This is a genomic window from Dyadobacter diqingensis, assembly GCF_024220585.1.
In the GTDB taxonomy this organism is placed as follows: domain Bacteria; phylum Bacteroidota; class Bacteroidia; order Cytophagales; family Spirosomataceae; genus Dyadobacter; species Dyadobacter diqingensis.
In genome coordinates this window covers 158,713-183,002 of record NZ_JAMXKF010000011.1, presented here as the reverse complement: position 1 = coordinate 183,002, position 24,290 = coordinate 158,713, and the positions used below count along the sequence as shown (strand labels likewise).

Below are 24,290 nucleotides of genomic sequence, written 5' to 3'. Positions count from 1 at the left end.
GAAATGACAGTAAAAGAACAATTTTTAAAACCTTCGGAGGCCTTGATCAGCGATGTAGCGCAGCTGGAAGGAGATATCCTGATCCTTGGCGCCGGCGGAAAAATCGGCCCAAGCATAGCCCGGTTAACACGGCAGGCACTGGATCTGGCCGGTAAGACCAACCGGGTCATCGGTGTTTCCCGGTTTAGCGAAGCAGGTTTGCAGCAGGAATTAAACAACGACGGCATCGAAACCATCGCGGCCGACATATTGGACGACGCTCAATTGCAGGCTTTGCCGCTTGCACCAAATGTTCTGTATCTGGCGGGAACAAAATTCGGGACCAAAAATAATGAACCCTACACCTGGGCGATGAATGCGTATCTGCCGGGCCGGGTTGCTGAAAAATATAAAGACAGCCGGATCGTGGTTTATTCAACGGGAAATGTTTATCCGTATACACAGATAGGTTCGGGCGGAGCAACGGAGGAAACCAAACCCGAACCGGTTGGTGAATACGGGCAATCATGCCTGGGGAGGGAAAGAATGTTTCAGCATTTTTCTTCCGTATATGGAACACCGTTGGTGCTATACCGTTTGAATTATGCCATCGATTTTCGGTACGGGGTATTGCTGGAAGTGGCAAAAGCGGTATTGGCCGATAAGGCTGTTGATTTGTCGACCGGGTATGTGAATGTGATCTGGCAAAGTGATGCAAATGAAATGGCGATACGCTCGTTGTTGCATTGCGAATCGCCTTCAAAAATTTTAAATATAACCGGTCCTGAGACAGTTTCAGTCCGGTGGCTGGCCGCTGAGTTTGGAAAACATTTTGGTAAAGTACCGGAGTTTATCAATGAGGAGCAGTCTACGGCCTTACTGAGCAATGCGGCTGAGTCGTTCAGGCTGTTTGGGTATCCGCAGGTCACGCTGAAACAAATGATAGAGATTACCGCCAACTGGTTGCTCGAAGGCGGAGAAACAATAAATAAACCAACACATTTTCAGGAAAGAAAGGGACAGTATTGAGGCTGATAGGTTGGGATTGGGCGACCACGAGGGTCGCCCGTACGGGCTATAAAAACACAAAACATGAAAAATTTATCTTCCGAAAAAAGGGACTTGCTGTCTCAGGGAACCGTCATTCCGGCGCATCCGCTGGCATTAAACGCAGACTATAAATTAGACGAGAACAGACAGCGTGGGCTGACCCGTTATTATATTGAAAGTGGCGCCGGCGGTGTCGCGATTGGTGTGCACACCACGCAGTTTGAAATAAGAAAACCTGAAATCAATTTACTGGAAGCCGTTTTTAAGATCACAGCAGAGGAAATTGAGAAAGCGGGTTTAACGAGGCCTTTCCTTAAAGTGGCCGGTATATGCGGCCCGACCGAGCAGGCCGTTGCCGAGGCTAATCTTGCAGTTCAATATGGTTACGACATGGGGTTGGTTAGTATGGCTGCCCTTGGAGATCGTTCAGAGGCAGAAGTACTTGAACATATCAGGACAGTATCTGAAATTATTCCTGTTTTTGGATTTTACCTTCAGGCGGCCATCGGCGGACGGGTTTACAGTTATGAATTCTGGAAGGAGTTTGTAAATATCCCTAACGTGCTCGCAATCAAGGTGGCGGCATTTAACCGTTACCAGACATTGGATGTGGTCAGGGCGCTTTGTAATTCGCCTCGAAAAGATGAAGTGGCATTGTATACTGGCAACGACGATAACATCGTCGCAGACCTGATTACTCCTTACCGGTTTAAAATCAATAATCAAATTGTTGAAAAACGATTCGTAGGCGGCTTACTCGGACACTGGGCTGCATGGACGAAAAAAGCAGTTGATTTGTTGGTTGAAATCAAAGAGACCGTAAAAACAGATACCAATGCGTTCGAAGAATTATTGGTCAGAAATATAGAAGTTACCGACATGAACGCCGCAATTTTTGATCCTGCACACGCCTTTCATGGCTGTATTCCGGGTGTACATCAGGTACTTTTCAAACAAGGGTTACTGGAAGGAATATGGTGTTTAAATCCGGATGAGGTACTTTCAGAAGGTCAGGCAGAAGAAATTGACCGGGTTCGCAACGCATATCCGCATCTGATTGACGACGAATTCGTTGCAGGATTATTAGGACAAGAAGCCAATTAAATATTGGAAAAACAGAAGTATCCCATCAAACTTTACAATGAAGTTCATCTTTTCTTCCCTGCTGTTTTTAAGCACCTTTTTCTTTGTTTCAAAATCGAAAACAAAGAGGGCTGACGATTTGGTGAGCATCGAAAAGCAGGTTGATGTCAACATTACGGATTCCACGAGAATAGCAGTCAGTACCGTGATCTCCGGATTGAACGTACCCTGGGAAATAAGTTGGGGACCCGACAACTGGATATGGTTTACAGAGCAAAGCGGCACAATCAGCAGGGTAAATCCGCAGACAGGAGAAAAAAAGGAATTAGTCAGGATCAGTGAGGTACTGAGATTAAGGTCATTAGGACTGCTGGGTATGGCTTTTCATCCTGATTTCAAGAAATATCCGTACGTATTCGTCGATTATACAACCCGGAAAGATTCAATTCATATTGTCTGTAAACTCGTCCGGTATCGTTATGCCCATGACAAATTGATCGACCCCAAAACATTGCTTGCAATACCGGGAAACACAGGACATAATGGATCTCGGATCGTCATTTCGCCCGATAGAAAAATCATGTTTGCCACCGGTGATGCGATCACCGAGACGAACGCACAGGATATTAACTCGTTAAATGGCAAAGTTTTAAGGTTAAATCTAGACGGCAGCGTTCCGGCTGACAACCCAATCAAAGGCAGTCTGGTTTGGTCCTGGGGGCATCGGAATATTCAGGGACTGGTTTACGGACCAAATAATATCCTGTACGCATCCGAACACGGCGACGCGTCAGATGATGAACTAAATATTATCCAAAAAGGGAGAAACTATGGCTGGATCAGGGTCGAAGGATTTTGCGACCAGCCGAAAGAAAAAACCTTCTGCGATTCTGTAAAGATAACGGAGCCCATAAAGGCCTGGACGCCAACCATTGCACCAGCAGGAATAGATTATTACAACGCAGACGCCATCCCCGAATGGAAAAACTCAGTCTTACTGACGACATTGAAAGACAGCGACTTGAGGGTTTTAAAACTGGACAAAACCGGAAAAAAGGTTATCCAGGAAACGGTTTATTTCGACAAAACCTACGGACGCCTGCGTGATCTGTGCGTAGCACCCAACGGTGATGTTTATGTCTCAACGAGCAATCGGGACTGGAACCCGGCGAAGGGATTTCCCAAAGAAACGGACGACCGGATTTTGCGTATTTCTCGCAGCAAAAAAGGCATGACGCTGGCAAAGGCTTCCCTTTCTCAACCGGAAGATCGGAGCTTAACCAGCGACAATGGGAAAAGGATTTATACACAGTATTGTTCTGCTTGTCATAAAGTTGATGGGACAGGGGTCGAAGGAACGTTTCCGCCTTTGAAGGGTGCAGAGCAGGTTTTGGGAGAGAAAACGGTATTGTTAAAAATCATTTTGAAAGGTTTGTCGGGTAAGATAGACGTAAATGGGAAATCGTATAATCAGCATATGCCAGCGTTCGGCTTCCTTAAAAATCAGGATATTGCGGATGTGAGCACCTATATCCGGACCAGTTTCGGAAATGAAGCGGCCAAGGTATCGGTGGATGAAGTGATTGCCGCAAGAAATTAGGTAGGCCAAATCACCAAACGTTCCTACGGAACGAAATTTACGGCATTCAATCATATTTTCTACCGACCAAACGTCCTGACAGGACGTGAATGAGGAGTCTACGGCAAAATTCTTTAAACCCAAAGCACCCAAAAAACCACGTCCCAAAGGGACGGTTCGTCGGTGATCACAAACCAGACATTTTAAACAAAAAGCAAATTTCCACGTCCCAAAGGGACGGCTCGTCGGTAGCAACGAAGTTGGTCAAAGCCAACATCGTTCCGTAGGAACGTTTGGTGAATGGTTATTAATCAAAGATTTTACAAACATATGCCAACGTCCCAAAGGGACGACTCGTTGGTAGCAACCAAGTCAGTTAAAGCCAACATCATTCCATAGGAACGTTTGGTGAATGGTTATTAATCAAAGATTTTACAAACATATGCCAACGTCCCAAAGGGACGGCTCGTTGGTAGCAACCAAGCCGGTTAAAGCCAACATCATTCCATAGGAACGTCTGGTGAATGGTTATTAATCAAAGATTTTACAAACATATGCTAACGTCCCAAATCGACGACTCGCTGGTAGCAACCAAGTTGGTTAAAGCCAACATCATTCCGTAGGAACGTTTGGTAAATGGTTATTAATCAAAGATTTTACAAACATATGCTAACGTCCCAAAAGGACGATTCGTCGGTAGCAACCAAGTTAACAGAAGCCAATATCGTTCCGTAGGAACGTCTGGTGGATGGTCATAAACAAAGACTTTAAACAAAAATGCCAATATGCCAACGTCCCAAAGGGACGATTCGTCGGTAGCAACCAAGTTAGTAGAAGCCAACATCGTTCCGTAGGAACGTTTGGTGAATTGTTATTAACCAAAGATTTACACACACATGCCAACGTCCCAAAGGGACGGTTCGTCGGTAGCAACAAAGTTGGTTAAAGCCAACATCGTTCCGTAGGAAAGTTTGGTAAGATGCGATAAACCTTTGATTACGTTCAAATTAAACACTTTCAATTTGACTATTTTTGCTATATTTACAAACAATATAAGTTTACCAATTAAACAAATTTTTGTTTACAAATATTCAAATGAAAGAAGATTCACTAGCCAGCAAAGTATACATTGAATTACGCAGAAAAATATTATCAAACCAACTGATTGCCGGAACAAGATTAAAGGAAGATGTATGGGCAAAGAAAATGGAAGTCAGCAGAATGGCCGTTCGAGAAGCACTAACCCGACTACTGGGTGAAAAACTCATCGTCTTAGGTGAAAAAAGCGGCTACTTTGTAAAATCCATGAATGCTGATGATATCCGGGAAATCAGAGAACTACGCGAAATTCTCGAACTCGGCGCACTACGACTCGCTTTTCAGAAAAACGACAAGGAAAGCATTCAGAAACTGGAAGAAATATGCAACGACTTCACAGCCATGGCACAACGGGGATATTTGGGCGGCGCAATGGAAGCTGACATAAAATTTCACGAAACACTCATACATGCTGCCTATAACGAGAAACTTAAAGATGCATACCAGGGAAGCAATATCCCTTTATTTCATCAGAAATTAGGTACCACACAAACCCATATGAACGACTACGAACAAACCGATATGGAACATCGGAAAATTGTAGAGGCATTAAAGAAGAACGATCTTACGCTTGCAGAGACCACATTGAGCAAGCACCTATCAAGAGGCGAAATTTCTTCACTGGATTAACGCAAAAAAATATAGAGAACAAATACATTTTAGTTGGCTATTGCCAACATTTAAAAATTTTATATTTAGATTTTTTTGTAAACAATAATAATATATATTTGTAAACATTAATTATTCAAAATTAATTACAAGTCTGTTAAAGTGTGAAGTAACATTGTTTATACAATCTCCCGGATTTCTAAACAATCGGAATATATATCTATTAGCATTTCTGTTATGAAAGAACAACATAACGGCCGCTCGTGGCAGGATGAATACTGAAGACATATTGTTGATCATAGTCGAATCTTAAAATATTGACAATCCAAACGCTTTCATACATGACTAAAACCCTTCGTTCTGATTGCACCCGCTTTACGGGTTATTTTTATTGATCAAAATAATTTCTTGATGACAAAGCGGGTACGTACCCTTTTTAAAAAACAGGTTATTGTTGATTCAATAAGTATTCCTAAACCATTCTTACACTTTAACGAAATGAAAAAAAGAAAACTTTACCAACTGAGACCTATCCTGATGATGGTTATTGCATTGTCATTATGCAGGACCGGATTATCGTTTGCTCAAAATGTGCGTGCCATCAAAGGAACGATCATCGACAGTGTGGCCAAATCCTCATTGCCAGGCGTTAATGTGATGATCAAGGGAACGAGCCGCGGTGTAGCTACGGATGTAAACGGCGACTTCACGCTCGAAGCAGCAAGCAACGAAGTGCTGGTCTTTTCGTTTATTGGTTATAATAAAAAAGAGGTAGCGGTTGGAAACCAGTCCGTTTTCAATGTCTCGCTCAGTCCAAGCAACACAAATCTCGATGAGCTCGTTGTGGTGGGTTATGGAACGATGAAGAAAAGTTCCGTTACCGCAGCGGTCAGTAAAATCGAAAATGTAATTCTCGATCAGATACCCGCCGGTAGGCCCGAATCTGCTTTGGTTGGACGTTTGGCAGGTGTAAATATTTCCCAAACCCGCAGTACACCAGGCTCGGCGCCACTCATCCGAATCCGCGGAGCAGGTTCTATTGACGCAGGCAATGAGCCATTGGTCGTTATCGACGGCTTTCCGGGAGGGAGTCTTGGGAGCATCAACATGAATGATGTACAATCCATTGAAGTTTTGAAGGATGCTTCTTCCGCGGCCATTTATGGATCCAGAGCAGCCGGAGGCGTAATTATCGTCACAACGAAAAAAGGAAAGAGTGGCAAACCCAAGTTCAGCGTAAACGCCTACACCGGTTTGGCAAAAGCAAGAGGCCATGACGACTGGCTGTCGGGCCAGGAGTATTATGACTATGCGGTCCGTTACCAGAACCGCGAATACGCCTGGGTTGGCGGAGACGTTTCCATTCCTGTTTGGGGAGATTCCCGCCGTCCCAACCAGTATCAGGTGAGTGATGTCCTGAAAAATGGCAACAATGTAAACTGGCAGGATCAGGTATTACAAACCGCCGCGATTCAGAACTACAACCTATCTGTTTCGGGAGGCACCGATAATGCGAAATATTATATTTCCACTACATTAAAAGACGAAAAAGGAACGCTAAAAAATACCTGGTACAAAAACTACGGTGTACGTGCGAACGTTGACCTGAAAGTGAATTCAGTTGTGAGCGTCGGATTGATGGTTAACCCCTCCTACTCCAACCGCCGTTATGCACCGATCGATATTAACGGCCTGGTAAAATATCCAAGTTTCGTAGCGGTACAGAATCCCGACGGCACCTATCCCAAATCCAGAGATTACTGGGGATTTGTTGTGTCGGGGCAAGTTAATCCAATGGCCGTTCTGAATGGCTCCGATTACAAGGCAAACACCTTCAACAACATCGGAGAGGCTTATATCAACTTTGATATCGCCCCTGGTTTACGCTTCAAGTCTTCCATCGGGAGTAACATTGCCTATAATACCACACAGCAGTTTCAGGCAACCTATGCGGCGAGCACCGGCACCAACTCAGGGTCGGAAGCGACTTCAAGAGGCATTAGTTTGCTGAATGAAAACGTTCTGAGTTATTCGACTACACTGAAAGAAAATCATGAGCTCAACGCCATCGCCGGTGCTTCCTATCAGCAGTTCAAGTCCAATTCGTCATCCATGACGGCCGTAGCCGGTTCTTTTAATAATGATATTATTCATACCCTGAACAATGCCATCATTAACCCGGCTTTGACCAGTACTTCAAAGTCTCAGTGGGGATTAATTTCCTATTTCACCCGTGTTCATTATGGTTACAAAAACAAATACCTATTGTCCGCATCGATCCGTACCGATGGCAGCTCCCGCTTCGGGCCGGATAATCGCTGGGGATATTTTCCATCAGCTTCGGTAGCATGGAGAGTTTCTCAGGAACCGTTTTTACAAAATGTGAAAGCGATCAGCGATCTTAAAATACGGGCCAGTTACGGTGCCACGGGTAACTTCAACATTGGTGATTTTGATTATCTGGGTAAAATCGGGGACGTTTATTACTCGCCGGGCGGTGTGTTGACCAAAGGACAGGCGCAGACTTCTTTTGGCAACAACAAATTGAGCTGGGAAAAAACAAATGGTTACGACGCCGGCATTGACATCGGACTTTTCAACAATCGCCTGAATCTGGTTATCGATTATTACGACAAGAAAACGTCAAAACTGCTTTACAACGTTTCTATTCCTTCCATTACGGGTTTTGCAACATCCATTTCCAACATCGGACAAATCAGTAACAAGGGAATAGAACTGGAAATTAACGGGCGAATTTTAACGGGCGAATTCAAATGGGATGCGTCATTCAACGCGGCCAAAAATGTTAACAAAGTTCTGGACCTTGGTGGGGTGGAAGAACGCATCACCACGGACACTTACGGCATGAGCTGGCTGCTTCGCAAAGGAGAAAAGATGTTCTCATACTACGGCTACAAAACCATCGGTGTGATCAAAACACAGGAAGAACTCGCAAATTCTCCGGTTTTGGCCGGGTCTAAATTAGGTAGTCCAAAATACCAGGATACCAATGGCGATGGTAAAATTAATGCTTCTGACAAGGTTATCCTGGGCAATTTCCAGCCCAAAGCATTTCTCGGCTTTATTAATAATTTCTCCTATAAAAACTTCGATCTGAGTATTGCGATGCAGGCTTCGCTAGGAGCCAAAATGTACAACTTCGAGAACGAATATTATCAGGGTGCTCTCCTGGGCGCGATGCGTCGTTCGCTGGTGGAAACGCAATGGTGGTCGACCAGTGAACCGGGAGACAACAAAATGCCGGCAAGTGCTTTGAGTACATTGAGTTTCCAGTCCTCTTCGGATGTGTACATTGAAAACGCTTCATTCCTCGCAGTCCGCAACATTAACCTGGGTTATACGCTTCCTGCTTCCATCGCACAAAAGTTAAAAATGAGCAACCTCCGGATTTACACCTCGCTCGCCAACCCGATCATGATCACCAGCAAAGATTTCCACGGCTACAACCCGGAAGGATATACCGCCGGAGAAATTGCCGGGATTAGCAGCAAGCCGGGTTTAAACAATGGTTCCGAGCCGATCAACAGAGTAATTACGCTGGGTGTGAATGTTAGTTTTTAACTTCTAATTTTTGAAATCATGAAAAGAAATAAACTATATATCAGTGCGTTGCTTTCGCTTTCCATAGCACTTGGAGGCTGTGAAGACAAACTTTTGAATCTGACACCCGAATCGGTTTTGACCAATGTCAATTTTTATACCAATGCGAAGGATATGAATTCAGCCGTGCTGGGGGTTTATAACCGTCTTCAGACACGGAAACAAACCGATTATCTGTTGCTGGAATCCCCCTCAGATAATCTGTATATGTCGTCCAACACCAATGTTGCAGGGGCATCGGAAATGGATTTGTTAGCCATCACATCTGATAATCCTCTTGCGGCCTCATTCTGGGACGCGAGTTATAACGGTATTTTTCATGCCAATGCGGTTTTGAAAAACATCGACAAACCGACAGATTACGCAGCCGGCACCAAAGATCAGTACGCGGGCGAGGCAAAATTTATGCGGGCACTTTTCTACTTCGATCTGGTCCGTGTTTTCGGCGCGGTGCCAAAAGTAGATTCGCAGCTTTCCATCGAAGAAGCTGCAAAACTTTCACGTGCTTCGATAGATGATATTTACGCATTCATCATCGAAGATCTCAAAGATGCACTGACCAAACTCCCTGCGCCCGACAAGGCTGTAAAAGGAAGAGCGAACAAAGGGGCTGCGGCAGGTTTACTGGCCAAGGTATATGTTTATCGTAAAGACTGGGCGAATGCCAAAACCTATCTTGAACAGGTTAACACCGAGTTTAAATTCAAACTGGTACCCAATTTCGCATCGTTGTGGCAGGTTGTGACCGAAGACAACGACGAAACGATGTTTGCCATGAAATACATCGATGGCACCAATGGACAAACATTATCAACAGCCTTCATTCCCAATTCAGGAGCTATTAATATCGTTGACCGCGGTGCAGAAGTGGCTTTGCCTTCCTGGTCATTACTGCAAAAATACGAGGCAACCGATACCCGAAAAGCGGCAACCATTACCGAATGGTGGGTTGCACCAAGCAAACCAAACGACCCGGCGACCTGGTATCCTTATGTCAGCAAGTATGCCATCAAACATACTTTTAACGCATCGGGATTGGATTTACCAGTGTTGCGTTATGCGGATATAGTCTTGCTTTATGCTGAAACACTGTATGAACTAAACCTGGCTGATCAGGCACTTTTTCAGCTGAATAAAATCCGTGAGCGTGCTTTTGGCAATGCGACACACAATTATACAGCAGCCGATATCGCTACAAAAGATGCTTTTACCAATATACTTCTGACAGAGCGCCAGCTTGAATTTGCCTATGAAAACGAACGCTGGTTTGATCTGGTACGTAAAGACAAGTTCCTGAACGTACTGACAAAGGAAGAAACCTATTATAATTATTCGAACAAAACACCAGTGGTGGTGACGCTGAAGCCTCAGGCTTACCAAAAGTTCTTACCGATCCCACAACAGCAGATTAATTTGTCGGGCGCGGGTGTGCTGGTTCAGAATGAGGGTTACTAAGTGAGCATTCCTGCCGCCCGTTTCCAACAGAGGCGGCAGGAAACTTTGTAGGTCTGATCATTTGTGTTCTGGGAGGCTCCGAAGGAGCCGGGGCCGTCGAGTTGGTCGGCATTTCTATAAACAGGATGCTCTTAAAAGAGCTGCTTGCATTGCACATTACTAAAACATTTACATTATGAAATGGCTACAAAGTTGTGAGAAGTTGACTTACCGCTCAGCTTTTGCCAGCGTTACGTTATGGCTCATCGTCATTCTCCTGTCCGTTAATTCAATCTCGGCCGTAGCTGAACCGCTGAGGAAAGGAAAATGGCAGATCAGAAAAGATGATAAAAACGAAGGTACCAACGTAAAAAAATTTGGTGCGAAGGCAGATGGTAAAACGGATGATACAAAAGCCATTCAGGCCGCTATTGATAAGGCCATAAAAGATGGCTCAGGAAAAACGCTGATTCCGGAAGGGCGTTATCTGATTTCCTCGGCACTTTTGATTCCCTCCAATTTCACCTTGACCGCCCACGAAAAAGCATACATAGAGCTTAAAAAATCGTCGAACCAATATCTGCTTCGTAATAAAGATCTCATCAACGGTAACGAAAACATCAAAGTTTCCGGCGGAAAATGGAATGGAAATGCCTGGACACAAACCCGGACAATCCGCAAAACCGTTGAAGATTCCGATTTCTGTTTTGGCTTTTTCTTTTATAAGGTAAAAAATCTGGAAGTTGCCAAAATGCAGATCGACAGCACCAGAAGCTGGGGAATCGCCTACATGGAATGTAATGATGTCCACATCCACGACATTCATTTTCAACAAAACCCATTCAGAGATAACCGGTATACGAGCGCATTAAACCACAACGGCGACGGAGTGACCGGTGGTGGAAACAACGTTTTGCTCGAAAACATCTCCGGCTTCACCAACGACGACCTGATCGCTTTTGCGTCAGGCGGCGCTAGTTTTCAGGGAAAGATGTCGCCGTTCCCGGCTTATGATTACAAGAATGTGACGGTCAGAAATATTTTCCCGCAAAACATCTACGACTCGATTCCGGCACTGAAAGCCGTGGCTTTTTACACCTTTGAAAATACCAAGGTTTCAGACATCACCATTGAAAATGTGAAAGGGAATACCGCCGCTGCATCCATCCTCTTTTACAGTTTATTCAATAAAAAGGGCACTTTTTCCAATGTCAAAATTAGTAATGTGGAAGGGGCGAATATTTATTCGAGATCGAGTCATCCCAACCTTCACGCTTCCTACGGCATTTTCACTTTCAAAGATTCCTATATCGATAACCTGACGATCACCAACGTAAGCAGGACTGAAAACATGTATGCCTCGCCGCAGTTTGTGTTTGACGACAATACAGTCGTAGACAAGCTGGTGATCAGCAAAGTGAATATCAAACACAAAAATATTGTCGGAAACCTTTTCTGGGATGCCGGAAAAGCGACGCTAAAAAATGTATCCGTCTCGGAGATCAGCATAAACAACATCAACAAATAACAACTGAAAATCAAAATTTTAAACATATCACTTCCGAAAATTAAATAGTATCGATTATGAATGCATGGCCAAAATCATTAGCACTTTTAAAGAATAACGAGCAATATATTCCTGGCGGCGTGGTGTCACTGAACCGGAAATCGGATCCGAATATTTGTTTTACAAAAGGAAGAGGAAGCCGCGTCTGGGATATCGAAGGTAATGAGTACATCGACTATCAGGCCGGATTCGCCGCTTCTTTTTTAGGACATAACGACCCAGATATCAACAATGCTGTACGTGATTTATTAGGCCAGGATGCCGTGTTAATGGGAGCCGGCCCTACCGATCAGGAAGGACGTTTTGCAGAATTATTCTGTAAAAGTGTTCCCTCTGTCGACAGCATCCAGATCACCACGACAGGCTCGGAAGCGACGTATCATGCCATTCGCATCGCCCGTTCGGTAACCCAAAAGGACCATATTATCGTGATGCAGGGCGGATACAACGGCTGGCATAACGAGGTGGCTTGCAACGTGATCAGCGCCTTAAGTGACGTGGGTGAGCGCGTGAGTCCCGGCGAATACCCATTCGACTCCCTTTCAGCTGGTATTCCTGATGAGCATAAATCCCTTGTTCACATCATCAACTACAATGACCTGGACTCGGTTCGGTATGTGCTGAAACGCTATCCGGTGGCCTGCCTGATTCTTGAACCGATCCTGCAAAACATCGGTATCGTAAAACCTCAGCCGGGATATCTGGAAGGACTACGCCAGCTGGCTGATGAAAATGGTTTTCTGCTGATTTTTGACGAAGTAAAAACAGGTTTCCGTCACGCAATTGGTGGCTATCAGAGCATTTGTGGTGTCACACCCGATTTGAGCACTTTTGGAAAAGCAGTTGCAAACGGGTATCCGCTTGGCGTGATCGGCGGAAAGAAAGAGTACATGGATTATTTTGTCAATCCCGACCGCAATAAACGTGCGCTTATTGCCGGTACCTATAACGCATTTCCACTGACCACGGTCGCTGCCATTGCTACACTGGAAAAACTAAGCTCACCGGAACATAAGGTTTATGAGCATATCAACAAACTTGGACAAATGATGGAAGATGGGTTAAATACCATATTCGCTCCTTTGGACAAGCCCTATTATGTTGCCCGCCAGGGATCAGCGTATTGTCTGTATTTCATGGATCACGCGCCTGTCGATTTCCACGACATCATGAAAAACCACGACTTCGCTTTTGACAAAAATTACCGTCTAAAACTGATCGAAAAAGGTATTTTCAACTTCCCCTTGCCGATCAAACAAGGCAGTATCTCCTTTGCTCATACCGAAAAAGACATTGAGGAGACACTGGAAAAAACGCAGGATGTTGTTCAGGAACTGGTAAAACAAACGACACTGGCATAATACCGGTCTTTTATTCTCAGGTGTTTCAGATACAACACCGCGGTGCTCTGCGCCCTAAACCTTTATTCAAAAATTTACTTCAAATGAAAATCACTGCCATAGAAACCCAGGTTTGCCATGCCCGCATGCGAAACTGGATCTTTGTCAAAATTATAACGGACCAGCCCGGATTGTGGGGCTGGGGCGAAGCTACACTGGAATGGCATACCCGCTCGGTTGTCGGAGCGATAGAAGATATTTCACAGTTACTGATTGGTGAAGATCCTCGCCGGATCGAGCACTTATGGCAGATGATGTATCGTCAGCATTTCTGGCATGGCAACGGAATTGTCCGCGGAACAGCCATTAGCGGCATTGATATTGCACTTTGGGACATTCTTGGAAAAATTCACGGAGTTCCCTGCCACGAACTGTGGGGCGGTCGTGTACGTGATTACATCCGACTATATTGTCACCTCGGCGGCGGAAAAATGGAAGACTTCTATCAGACAAAACCTGACGACGCCAACCGCTTCGGCGAACTTGCACAACGGGCCGTTGAAGATGGCTTTACGGCTTTCAAATCGATGGCTGTACCCGAAACGATGCCTTTGGAAGGTTTACAACCGATCCACTATGCGGAAGCGTGCGTAAAATCCATGCGTGAGGCCGTGGGCGACCATATTGATATCATGGTCGATTGCCACGCGCGGCCTTCCCCCAGAATGGGTATGCAGTTTGCAAAAGCGCTGGAACCTTACGGACTGTACTTTTTCGAAGAACCTTGCTGGCCCGAATCCATGGAAGATATCGCTTTGATCCAGCGTGCGGTTACCACACCGATTGCAAGCGGGGAACGTTTGATTGGCTTGCACGCCTTTCGTGATTTACTGGAAAAACGTGCCGTGAGCGTTATCCAGCCCGATATTACCCATTGCGGCGGTCTGAGCGAAGTGCGCCGCATTGCTGCATTGGCCGAAGCCTACAAGGTAGCCGTTGCGCCGCATAATCCGCAGGGGCCGGTGAGCACCGCAGCTTCCATCGAATTTGGCTTTGCAACACCTTCATACAGTATTTGCGAAAGTGTCCATAACGATGTCCCCTGGCGTGTGGATGTAGTCAGCGAAGGTTTCACGGTTGAGAAAGAGGGCAGGATTGTCAGACCAAACCAACGTCCGGGACTTGGCATCGAAATCAACGAAACAGAAGTAAAAAAACATCCATTTCAGCAGGAAGTGTTACAACGCACATTTTACAAAGATGGCAGTGTTGGCGATTGGTAAAAGAATTTATCGCGAATGACAAAGTTTCTGACTAGGTTAGCGACACAGGTTATTTTAAAAACTTAATTCCTGAACAATTCAGATTTTAACGGGAATGGATCAACTATTTAAAACAAAAACCGTCCTGATCAGCGGAGGTTTGGGAGATATCGGAAAGGCAATAGCTCTGGAATTTGCAGGTCGTGGCGCCAATATTGCGTTGGGGGATATCAAAGACGAGATTGACGCGTCCGGGTTTATGGCTGCACTCAGCCATTTCAATATTTCATCGGTCTATCATCAGGTAGACGTCTCCGATGCCCAAGCAGTCGACGAATGGATCGACGACGTCGAAAATAAACTGGGCACGCCCGACATCATCATCGCCAACGCTGCAACAGTAACGTTAGGTGGAGTGCATGCCATTACCCCACAGCAATGGTCGCAGGAATTGCGGGTCAACCTGAATGGTGCTTTTTTTATGACCCAAAATACTACTGCAAGGTTGCTCGCTAAAAAACTACCGGGACGGGTTGTCTTTATCGGAAGCTGGGCCGCGCATGCGGTGCACCCCAACCTTCCGGCCTATTGTGTTTCAAAAGCAGGGATAAGAATGCTTTGTCAGTGTATGGCTTTGGAACTTGCCCCTCACAATATTCTGGTCAACGAAATTGCGCCGGGGTTTGTTGAAGCCGGGTTAAGTGCGAGTATCTGGAAGGAAAAACCCGAGCTCAGCAAACAGGCAGCCGAACGGGTCCCGGTAAAAAAACTGATCAGCGCGGAAGCTGTGGCCAAACAGGTCGCTTACTTATGCCATCCGGATAACGAACATATGACCGGCAGCACTTTATTAATGGACGGCGGACTTTCAATACTTACTTAAATGGATTCAAAAACTTATCCCACCATAAAAAACCCTTCATTCTCGGGATTAATCGGTGTTTCACAGGAAGATATCACACCGCCGGTAGGAATTTACGCACGGAACTGGGGTGCGGCCAGACACGAAATCGCCGAAGGAATTCATCGACCGCTGATGCTCACCTGCCATACCTTTCAGTCTTCGGAAAATGAACAGCCGCTGGTGTTAATCGGAGCGGACCTCGGGTGGTGGAAAAGTGCTGAAGACGAACATTTTCTGCGACACAGTATCCTGAAAGCGCTTTCTTTGGAGCCTTCAAATCTGATGTTTTGCCTTTCACATACACACGCCGGACCAAGCCTTTTCACGGAAGATGCGGAAAAACCGGGTGGTAATTTGATCCGACCCTATCTCGAACAGGTTATCGAACGGGCCGTAGCCGCTATTAAAAACGCGCTTTCAACAGCGGTACCGGCAACGCTTGCCTGGCATTATGGTACATGTGATCTGGCTACCAACCGTGACCTGCCGGAAAGAACCAGTGACAGATTGCTTGTTGCATTCAATCCAGACGAAGTGGCTGATGACACTTTACTGGTTGGAAGAATAACTGATTCGGAAGATCGGATTATGGGGACAATCGTCAATTATGCCTGTCACCCAACTACCCTGGCCTGGGATAACCGCCTGATTTCCCCGGACTATATCGGCGCCATGCGCGAAGTTATTGAGTCTGAAACAAAAGCTCCCTGTCTGTTTTTGCAGGGTGCATCGGGAGAACTGGCACCGAAAGAGCAATATGTAGGGGACCTAAAACTGGCAGACAGTTATGGCCGGCAGCTCGGTTTTGCCGTGTTATCAGTTCTGGAAGGTATGTTTCCTGCAAAATCTCAATTGTATTTTAGCGGCGCAGTGGAATCCGGTGCACCTTTGGGAATATGGAAAAAAAAGGCTTTCGATCCGTCAAAGAAATTATCAGCCCAAATGATCGCGGTGGAATTTCCCTTAAAACCGCTCCCGTCCCTGGCAGAAATTGAAAAAGAATGGGCCGATTGCCAGGACAATGTTTTAAAAGAAAGGCTTTGGCGAAAACGGGGCATCAGAAAAACCGTCGGCGAAGGTGAAACCTCCAAAATGCCGCTATGGATCTGGCAGCTGGGCGATTCGTTTTTGATCGGACAGCCCAATGAAGCTTACGCAGAATTTCAGCAAAAACTGCGCGAACAGCTTGCTCCCAATGCCGTGGCTGCTATCAACATCGTGAACGGTTATGCCGGTTATCTGCCGCCAAAAGATTTATACCCAAAAGATATGTATGCCGTTTGGCAAACCCCTTTTGCATCCGGTTCGCTGGAATTACTTATCGCCACTGCCGTTGAGGCAGCCCAACGAATGATCTAAAATGAACCTGAACCTTACAGCGCTGGACGCAACCATTTTCGGCGTGTACATTCTGGGCGTCCTCGCGCTCGGTTTGTATGCATCCCGGAAAGGAAAACAAACGAAACGTGATTATTTCTTGGCCGGCGACAAGCTTCCCTGGTGGATGATCGGCGGCAGCATTATCGCCTCCAACATCAGCAGCCATCATTTGGTGGGTGCCATGGGCGCCGCTTACAGCCGCGGATTTGTTGTCATCGCGATGGAATGGGGCGCCATTCTGATGGGGTTTAATGCCCTATTATGGATTTTTCTGCCTTTTTATATCCGAAATGGATTTTATACCATCCCTGAATTCCTGCACCGGCGCTTCGGGACAGCAACACGTACAACGTATGCCGGACTTATCCTGTTTACTTACATTTTTGTAGAAATAAGCGCCGTGTTATATCTGGGCGCACTTTCACTACACTCACTTCTGAATATTCCGGTCCTTGCCAGCATCCTTATCCTTGCCTTGCTGACAGGTGTTTACACGATTTCAGGAGGATTACGGGCAGTGATCTGGACAGAAATGTTACAACTCGGTGTACTGGTAACCGGAGGAATTATTTTGACCATTGCTACCGTAAAAGCCTCAGGTGGCATATCTGCAGTGTTGGAAACGACCAAAGACTGGGAACTTATACTACCAGCCAATGACCCCGATTTTCCCTGGACGATGTACCTCGGCGGTGCCCTTTGTATCAGTGTTTTTTATTGCGCCACCAACCAGTTTATCGTACAGCGTGTGCTGGCAGCCAAAAATGAGTGGCATGCCCGAATGGGTGTTATTTTCGGAGATTATCTCAAATTCCTGATCCCCTTGATCATTACCGTTCCGGCACTGGTTGCCCCTAAACTCATTCCTCATCTGGACAACCCGGATCTCCTTTTCCCGACTCTCGTTGGAACCTTGCTGCCCTCGGGTCTCGTTGGGCTGGTGATGGCCGGATTGATTGCGGCAGTGATGTCACATCTATCAGGCGCCATCAATTCCTGCACAACAATCCTTACCGTCGATGTCTATTTACCCTATTTTGGAAAAAAAGCGAGTGAAGCGCAGGCTGTCCGGTTCGGGAGAATTTCCGGAGCATTTATTATTGTAGTCGGGATTCTATGTACCGGCGTTCTGATGAATTATTCCGATAAACCCATTTTCATTTACCTGATGAATGCCTACGGATTATTCACGCCCGGCATCGCCACGATGTTTTTGTTGGGAATTTTATGGAAACGGACTACCCAGGCCGGTGCGCTGACGGCCGGCATACTGACCATTCCACTGTCATTACTTATTGAATTCGTATTCCCGCAAATGCCATTTTTTAACCGGACAGGGATTGTTTTCTGGACTTGCATGGCGCTCTGCGTTGTCGTTAGCTTAGTTACAAAACCCAAACCGGAAACAGAACTGGAAGGACTGATATGGAATAAAGAAAGTCTTTCCTTGCTTCCCGAAGAACAGGAACAGCAGCGCGGATTGCGCAATCCGTTCATCTGGTGGGCGATTATCACTGCGCTTGTACTTTTCTTTTACGTGAAATACGCATGACCTGGGACATAGTCAGCACGCATCGATGTGCTCTTGGAGAAAGCCCTGTTTGGGATAAAAATAAAAACAGGGTGCTTTGGGTGGATATTCTGACAGGAGAAATTCACCATTTTTATCCGGAATCCGGCCGGCACGATACTGATAGGACAGGACAAAAAACCGGGGCGATTGCACTGAGGAAATCGGGAGGACTCATTGCAGCACTGGAAAATGGTTTTTATGAAATAGATATCGACAACCGACTCCAAAATCTGATTTCTAATCCGGAAAAACACCTGCCGGATAACCGATTCAACGACGGAAAGTGTGATCCAACAGGAAGATTCTGGGCCGGGACGATGTCGATGAGCGACAAACCAGGGGCAGGAAAGTTATATGCTCTGGAAAAAGATCTTTCGGTTACTGTTAAAATAGAAAATGTAAGCTGCTCCAACGGACTTGCATGGAGCCCCGACCAAAAAATTTTTTACCACATCGATACATTAACCCAAAACGTAGTCGCATACGATTTTGAAGCTTTGACCGGCCATATTTCCAATCCGGAAATCGTCATTCAGATTTCGAAAGAGGAAGGATATCCTGATGGGATGACCATCGATTCAGAAGGTATGTTATGGATCGCAATCTGGAATGGCTGGAAGATAGCCCGGTTCAATCCATTTACCGGAAAAAAAATAAGTGAGGTCAAACTGCCTACCGCCCAAATCACATCCTGCACTTTCGGCGGAAAAGACCTGACGGATTTATATGTAACCTCGGCCAGAACAGGATTAACCGGCGAACAACTAAACAAACAGCCGTATGCCGGAAGTTTGTTTATGATCGGCGATACGCATTGCAGGGGTCTGGAAACATTTGAATTTATGGGTTAATCTACCGACCGACCATTGCAAATTATATTTTTAAAAATTCCAGTTTAACCTTATTTTCTCATTGCATTTGTTAATTAAGATTATTGTTTATATTTTTCGGGTACGTACCCGAAATCAGTAATATTTTCCGAACACCGGCTTTTACAGGCATATTCTCCTGTGAATTTCGAGCCATCATTGATAATAAAATTAAAAGCACTAAACTCTTAACTTTATGCAGCACATAGATAAAAACTCGGCAGATCACGGCGCCCCAGGCGCAGATTCCAGAAGAGATTTCATTAAGAAAACACTGGCCGGTACAGCCTTGTTGTCATTTGGCGGAATCCTGCCGGGCTTCAGTCCCAAAAGTTATGCCAAAATTATTGGCGCGAACGAAAAAGTACGCGTGGGTGTCATGGGTGTCAACAGCCGTGGATTCGCGCTGGCTAGCAACTATGCTTTACAACCCAATTGTGAGGTTGTTTACATTTCGGATGTTGATTCCAGAGCCGCTGCTAAATGTATCGCCAAAGTGGAAGAGCTTTCGGGTTCGAAACCGAAAAACCAGCCTGATTTCCGGAAGGCGCTGGAAGACAAAAATATGGATGCGCTGGTTGTCGCTGCTCCCGACCACTGGCATGCGCCTGCTGCCATTCTGGCTTCCAAGGCAGGAAAACATGTTTATCTGGAAAAACCATGCAGCCACAATCCCAACGAAGGTGAGCTTTTGGTAGCCGCTTCAAAAAAATATAAAAACGTAATCCAGATGGGCAACCAGCGCCGGTCCTGGCCGAATGTTGCTGCCGGAGTAAAAGAAGTCATCAACGGAACCATCGGCAGACCTTACTTTGCGAAGGGCTGGTATACCAATAACCGGGCTTCCATTGGTATCGGGAAAGAAGTGGCAGTACCAACCTGGCTGGATTATGAATTATGGCAGGGCCCTGCGCCACGTACCGCTTACAAAGACAACCTGGTTCACTACAACTGGCACTGGTTATGGAACTGGGGCACGGGCGAAGCACTTAATAACGGCACGCACATGGTAGATTTAATGCGCTGGGGACTCGGCGTGGAATATCCAACGCATGTAACTTCTTCGGGTGGACGGTACCGTTACAAAGATGACTGGCAAACACCCGACACACAGGTTATCAGCTGGGATTTTGGCAACGACAAAGGCATGACCTGGGAAGGGCGAAGCTGCAATGGCCGAACCATCGAAGGCGCGAGTGTTGGTGTTGTATTTTATGGTGAAACCGGCTCGATCCAGATTGAACCAGGCAATTCCTACAAAGTATATGACCTGGAAAATAAATTGGTAAAGGACGTTAAAAACGACTATAAAATAGATCCGAGAAACAAAATGGATCCGTCTCAGGCACTGGATGCTATTCACATTCAAAATTTCTTTGATGGTATTAAAAAAGGAACGACTGTCAACGCCGAAATCGTTGGCGGGCACCAGAGCACCTTACTTTGCCAGCTTGGGAACATAGCGGTCCGTTCGGGTGGGTCTCTTGAAATCGATCCCAAAAACGGACATATCAAAAATAACAAGGAAGCCGAAAAACTCTGGAAGCGTGAATACGCAAAGGGTTGGGAACCCACTGTCTAGTTGAAAGTTAACGATTGAGTCTGGAAGTTATACCTTAAAAGAGCAGGCATAACTTCCAGTCCTCAGCCATAATGAAGGTAATTAGTGTACCTCCATACTTTCAATTCTCAACTCTCCACTTTCAACTTCCCAAAGAAATGAGTGCACAAACAACCGCGATCCGGGTAAACCAGCTCAGCAAGAATGACACCACGATCTCCATTCTGATCATCGGTCTGATGTTCTTCATTTTCGGTTTTGTTTCCTGGGTCAATTCCATTCTTATACCTTATTTTAAAATTGCCTGCGAACTCACGAGCTTTCAGGCGTATCTGGTGGCTTTTGCATTTTACATCGCCTATTTTGTCATGTCTGTACCTTCCTCCTATCTGTTAAAAGCAGTGGGTTTTAAAAAGGGTATGATGATTGGTTTCTGGTGCATGGCCACGGGCGCGTTTATTTTTGTCCCGGCTGCTATGTCCCGGACATATGAAATTTTCCTTCTTGGTTTATTCACAATCGGGATTGGCCTCGCCATTTTGCAAACTGCCGCAAACCCATACATTACCATTCTGGGCGCGAAAGAAAGAGCAGCGCAACGGATCAGTATGATGGGAATTTGCAACAAAGCAGCCGGCATCTTGTCTCCGATTGTATTTGCAGCCGTGATTCTTCGTCCTACTGATACGGATCTGTTCGCTCAGTTAAGTACAATGACCGAAACGCAGCGGAGCGGCGCTTTGGATGAATTGATTCGCCGGGTTATCAATCCTTATATCGGCCTGGGAACATTTCTTTTTGTGTTAGGATTTCTCGTCTATAAATCGCCTTTACCCGAAATTGACACCGAACATGAAAGCGAAGAAATTGCTACGGCGAACGCAGGCAAAACGAGTATTTTTCAGTTCCCCCACCTGATTCTGGGCGCACTAGCCATCTTTTTACATGTCGGAACGCAGGTTATTGCCATCGACACGATCATCGGTTATGCCAATTCCATGGGAATCGATTTGCTGGAAGCCAAGGTATTTCCTTCCTACACGCTGTTTTGTACCATCTGCGGATACCTTATCGGGATATCTTTGATCCCAAAATTTATCAGTCAGGTAAATGCCCTTCGGATTTGTACACTCTTGGGAACCGTTTTTACGCTGCTCATTATTTTCACCCACGGGCAATTGAATTTCCTGGGCCATACAACGGATGTTTCGATATGGTTTGTCGTGCTTTTAGGGCTGGCAAATTCTCTGGTCTGGGCCGGAATCTGGCCATTAGCGCTGGATGATCTTGGCCGTTTTACAAAACTTGGCGCGTCGGTGATGATCATGGGTTTGTGTGGAAATGCCATCATGCCGCTGTTTTACGGATACGTCGCCGATTTGTATGATGTACGAACAGCGTATTGGGTTTTGTTTCCTTGTTATCTATATCTGGTTTTTTACGCGGTTCAAGGACATAAAGTCAGGAAGTGGGTTGTTTAACACGAATCAATTATGCCACCCTTTCAGGGTTTGCACCCCGCTCGAAAGACTATTTTCTATAATAGTTTCATCCCGTCGGGATTTGGAACCGGATAAGGTAAAATCTTGTGACAGTATTAGAGAAAGATGTAGAGAAAAAAAATACGATTCCGAATTGGGGTATGTCACCCTCACAGGGTTTGCACCCCGCTCGAAAGACTATTTTCTATAATAATTTCATCCCGTCGGGATCTGGAACCGGATAAGGCAAAATCTTGTGAGATTATGATAAGCAATGGACATCAGTCCCGAAGGGATGACAGTTGTAGCACAATAAAACCAAACGCTAACTACAACCCTGAAGGGTGGAAGTATTATAGCACAATAAAAACCAAACGCTAACCGCAACCCTGAAAGGGTGACAGATTTGATTTCCGGTAGCCACAAAATGTCTACCGGATTAAACGAAAAAACAAAATGACCCTTACCAAAATATTCAACGGAAAAATACTCACGCCACACCGCATCATTTCAGGCGGTTGTGTCATCATTGAAAATGGTATCATCCGTGAAGTAAGCGAGAAAAATATTGAGGTTCCCGGTGCGACAGAAATCGACGCACACGGAAAATACATTGCACCTGGCTTTATAGATCTTCACATTCACGGAGGCGGGGGCGCGGATTTTATGGATGGAACCGAGGAGGCATTTCTAACGATTGCCGAAATCCATGCCCGATACGGAACGACCGCCATGGTTCCCACAACCCTGACCAGCGAAAAAGAAGATTTGTTAAAGACGCTGGATCTTTATGAAATAGCAAACAAAAACAATACAAAAGGTGCACAATTTTTAGGCATGCACCTCGAAGGCCCCTATTTTGCGATGAGCCAGCGGGGTGCGCAGGATCCACGTTACATACGCGACCCTGATCCTGCTGAATATCAGGAAGTACTCGCTCATTCATCATCCATAACCCGTTGGAGTGCAGCCCCCGAACTAAAAGGCGCTATTGAATTTGCCAAATATTTAAAGTCAAAAGGCGTATTGGCAGCTTTGGCACATACCGACGCCATCTACGAAGAAGTTTTGGAAGGTTTTGAAAACGGGTATACACTAGCCACACACTTATACTCGGGCATGTCAGGGGTTACGCGTAAAAATGCTTTCCGCTATGCAGGTGTCATCGAAAGCGCATTTATCATTGATGCGATGGATGTTGAAATTATTGCCGATGGTATCCATTTGCCTGCTCCTCTGTTGAAACTGATTATGAAAATAAAAGGAGCCGACAGAATCGCATTGATCACCGATGCCATGCGCGCGGCCGGCATGCCGGAGGGAGACAGCGTATTAGGTCCGTTAAAAACCGGATTGAAAGTGATCGTGGAAGACGGTGTTGCCAAATTACCCGACAGATCCTCCTTTGCCGGAAGCGTCGCGACAGCGGACCGACTTGTCAGAAATATGATTCAAATGGCCGATGTATCACTGCTGGATGCGGTCAAAATGATCTCCCTCACGCCGGCGAGAATTATGAAGGTAGACAACAGGAAAGGATCTCTGGTAGCAGGCAAAGACGCCGACATCGTAATCTTTGACGAAAATATTAACATAGAAAAAACCATAATAAACGGAAGTATCATTTACGATGCTCTCACTATTAAAACGTATTAAACGCAGAGGGAGGGAGTTTCTCGCGGAGTTGCTCGGATTGATTAACTCTAAATATAGACTAAGTAAATAATACACTCTTTTAACTCTGCGCAAAACCTCCTATAACACTGCGTTTAACAGACCGAAATATAGACTAAGTAAATAATATACACTCTTTTAACTCTGCGCAAAACCTCCTATAACACTGCGTTTAACAGACCGAAATATAGACTAAGTAAATAATACACTCTTTTAACTCAGCGCA

Annotated in this window: 16 protein-coding genes; all 16 read left to right on the top strand. The window is 45.6% G+C overall.

Annotation, left to right across the window (positions count from 1 at the left end):
* Positions 1-3: 3 nt before the first annotated feature.
* Positions 4-1,008 carry an NAD-dependent epimerase/dehydratase family protein gene (locus tag M1L62_RS25355; RefSeq protein WP_254562448.1) on the top strand — a complete coding sequence of 335 codons (1,005 nt, stop codon included), beginning with the start codon at positions 4-6 and terminating at the stop codon, positions 1,006-1,008.
* Positions 1,009-1,071: 63 nt separating this feature from the next.
* Entirely contained in the window at positions 1,072-2,133 is a 1,062-nt protein-coding gene (locus M1L62_RS25350; RefSeq protein WP_254562447.1) for a dihydrodipicolinate synthase family protein, read from the top strand.
* Positions 2,134-2,170: 37 nt separating this feature from the next.
* A complete protein-coding gene (locus tag M1L62_RS25345; RefSeq protein ID WP_254562446.1) occupies positions 2,171-3,712 on the top strand; it encodes a PQQ-dependent sugar dehydrogenase in 1,542 nt (513 codons plus the stop codon).
* Between the two features lie 1,074 nt (positions 3,713-4,786).
* Positions 4,787-5,419, top strand: a complete 633-nt coding sequence (locus tag M1L62_RS25340; RefSeq protein ID WP_254562445.1) for a GntR family transcriptional regulator — start codon at positions 4,787-4,789, stop codon at positions 5,417-5,419.
* 477 nt (positions 5,420-5,896) lie between these two features.
* Positions 5,897-8,980: a SusC/RagA family TonB-linked outer membrane protein gene (locus tag M1L62_RS25335; protein ID WP_254562444.1), complete on the top strand. Its 3,084-nt coding sequence runs from the start codon at positions 5,897-5,899 to the stop codon at positions 8,978-8,980.
* A gap of 18 nt (positions 8,981-8,998) precedes the next feature.
* Entirely contained in the window at positions 8,999-10,474 is a 1,476-nt protein-coding gene (locus tag M1L62_RS25330; protein ID WP_254562443.1) for a RagB/SusD family nutrient uptake outer membrane protein, read from the top strand.
* 175 nt (positions 10,475-10,649) lie between these two features.
* The gene (locus M1L62_RS25325; protein ID WP_254562442.1) at positions 10,650-11,981 is read left to right on the top strand and encodes a glycosyl hydrolase family 28-related protein; all 1,332 of its coding nucleotides are present in this window, start codon (positions 10,650-10,652) and stop codon (positions 11,979-11,981) included.
* A 56-nt stretch (positions 11,982-12,037) separates the two neighbouring features.
* Positions 12,038-13,381 (top strand): aspartate aminotransferase family protein, encoded by a 1,344-nt coding sequence (locus M1L62_RS25320; protein WP_254562441.1) that lies wholly within the window; start codon positions 12,038-12,040, stop codon positions 13,379-13,381.
* Positions 13,382-13,464: 83 nt separating this feature from the next.
* On the top strand, positions 13,465-14,643 hold the full coding sequence (gene dgoD, locus M1L62_RS25315) for a galactonate dehydratase (RefSeq protein WP_254562440.1): 1,179 nt from the start codon (positions 13,465-13,467) through the stop codon (positions 14,641-14,643).
* Between the two features lie 94 nt (positions 14,644-14,737).
* Positions 14,738-15,505 carry an SDR family NAD(P)-dependent oxidoreductase gene (locus M1L62_RS25310; RefSeq protein WP_254562439.1) on the top strand — a complete coding sequence of 256 codons (768 nt, stop codon included), beginning with the start codon at positions 14,738-14,740 and terminating at the stop codon, positions 15,503-15,505.
* On the top strand, positions 15,506-16,885 hold the full coding sequence (locus M1L62_RS25305; protein WP_254562438.1) for a neutral/alkaline non-lysosomal ceramidase N-terminal domain-containing protein: 1,380 nt from the start codon (positions 15,506-15,508) through the stop codon (positions 16,883-16,885).
* Position 16,886: 1 nt separating this feature from the next.
* On the top strand, positions 16,887-18,458 hold the full coding sequence (locus tag M1L62_RS25300; protein ID WP_254562437.1) for an SLC5 family protein: 1,572 nt from the start codon (positions 16,887-16,889) through the stop codon (positions 18,456-18,458).
* On the top strand, positions 18,455-19,330 hold the full coding sequence (locus M1L62_RS25295; RefSeq protein WP_254562436.1) for an SMP-30/gluconolactonase/LRE family protein: 876 nt from the start codon (positions 18,455-18,457) through the stop codon (positions 19,328-19,330). Before M1L62_RS25300 ends, M1L62_RS25295 begins: the two co-directional genes overlap by 4 nt.
* A 214-nt stretch (positions 19,331-19,544) precedes the next feature.
* Positions 19,545-20,930: a Gfo/Idh/MocA family protein gene (locus M1L62_RS25290; protein ID WP_254562435.1), complete on the top strand. Its 1,386-nt coding sequence runs from the start codon at positions 19,545-19,547 to the stop codon at positions 20,928-20,930.
* Positions 20,931-21,067: 137 nt separating this feature from the next.
* Positions 21,068-22,390: a sugar MFS transporter gene (locus tag M1L62_RS25285; RefSeq protein WP_254562434.1), complete on the top strand. Its 1,323-nt coding sequence runs from the start codon at positions 21,068-21,070 to the stop codon at positions 22,388-22,390.
* A gap of 456 nt (positions 22,391-22,846) precedes the next feature.
* Positions 22,847-24,046 (top strand): N-acetylglucosamine-6-phosphate deacetylase, encoded by a 1,200-nt coding sequence (gene nagA, locus M1L62_RS25280; RefSeq protein WP_254562433.1) that lies wholly within the window; start codon positions 22,847-22,849, stop codon positions 24,044-24,046.
* Positions 24,047-24,290: the final 244 nt, after the last annotated feature.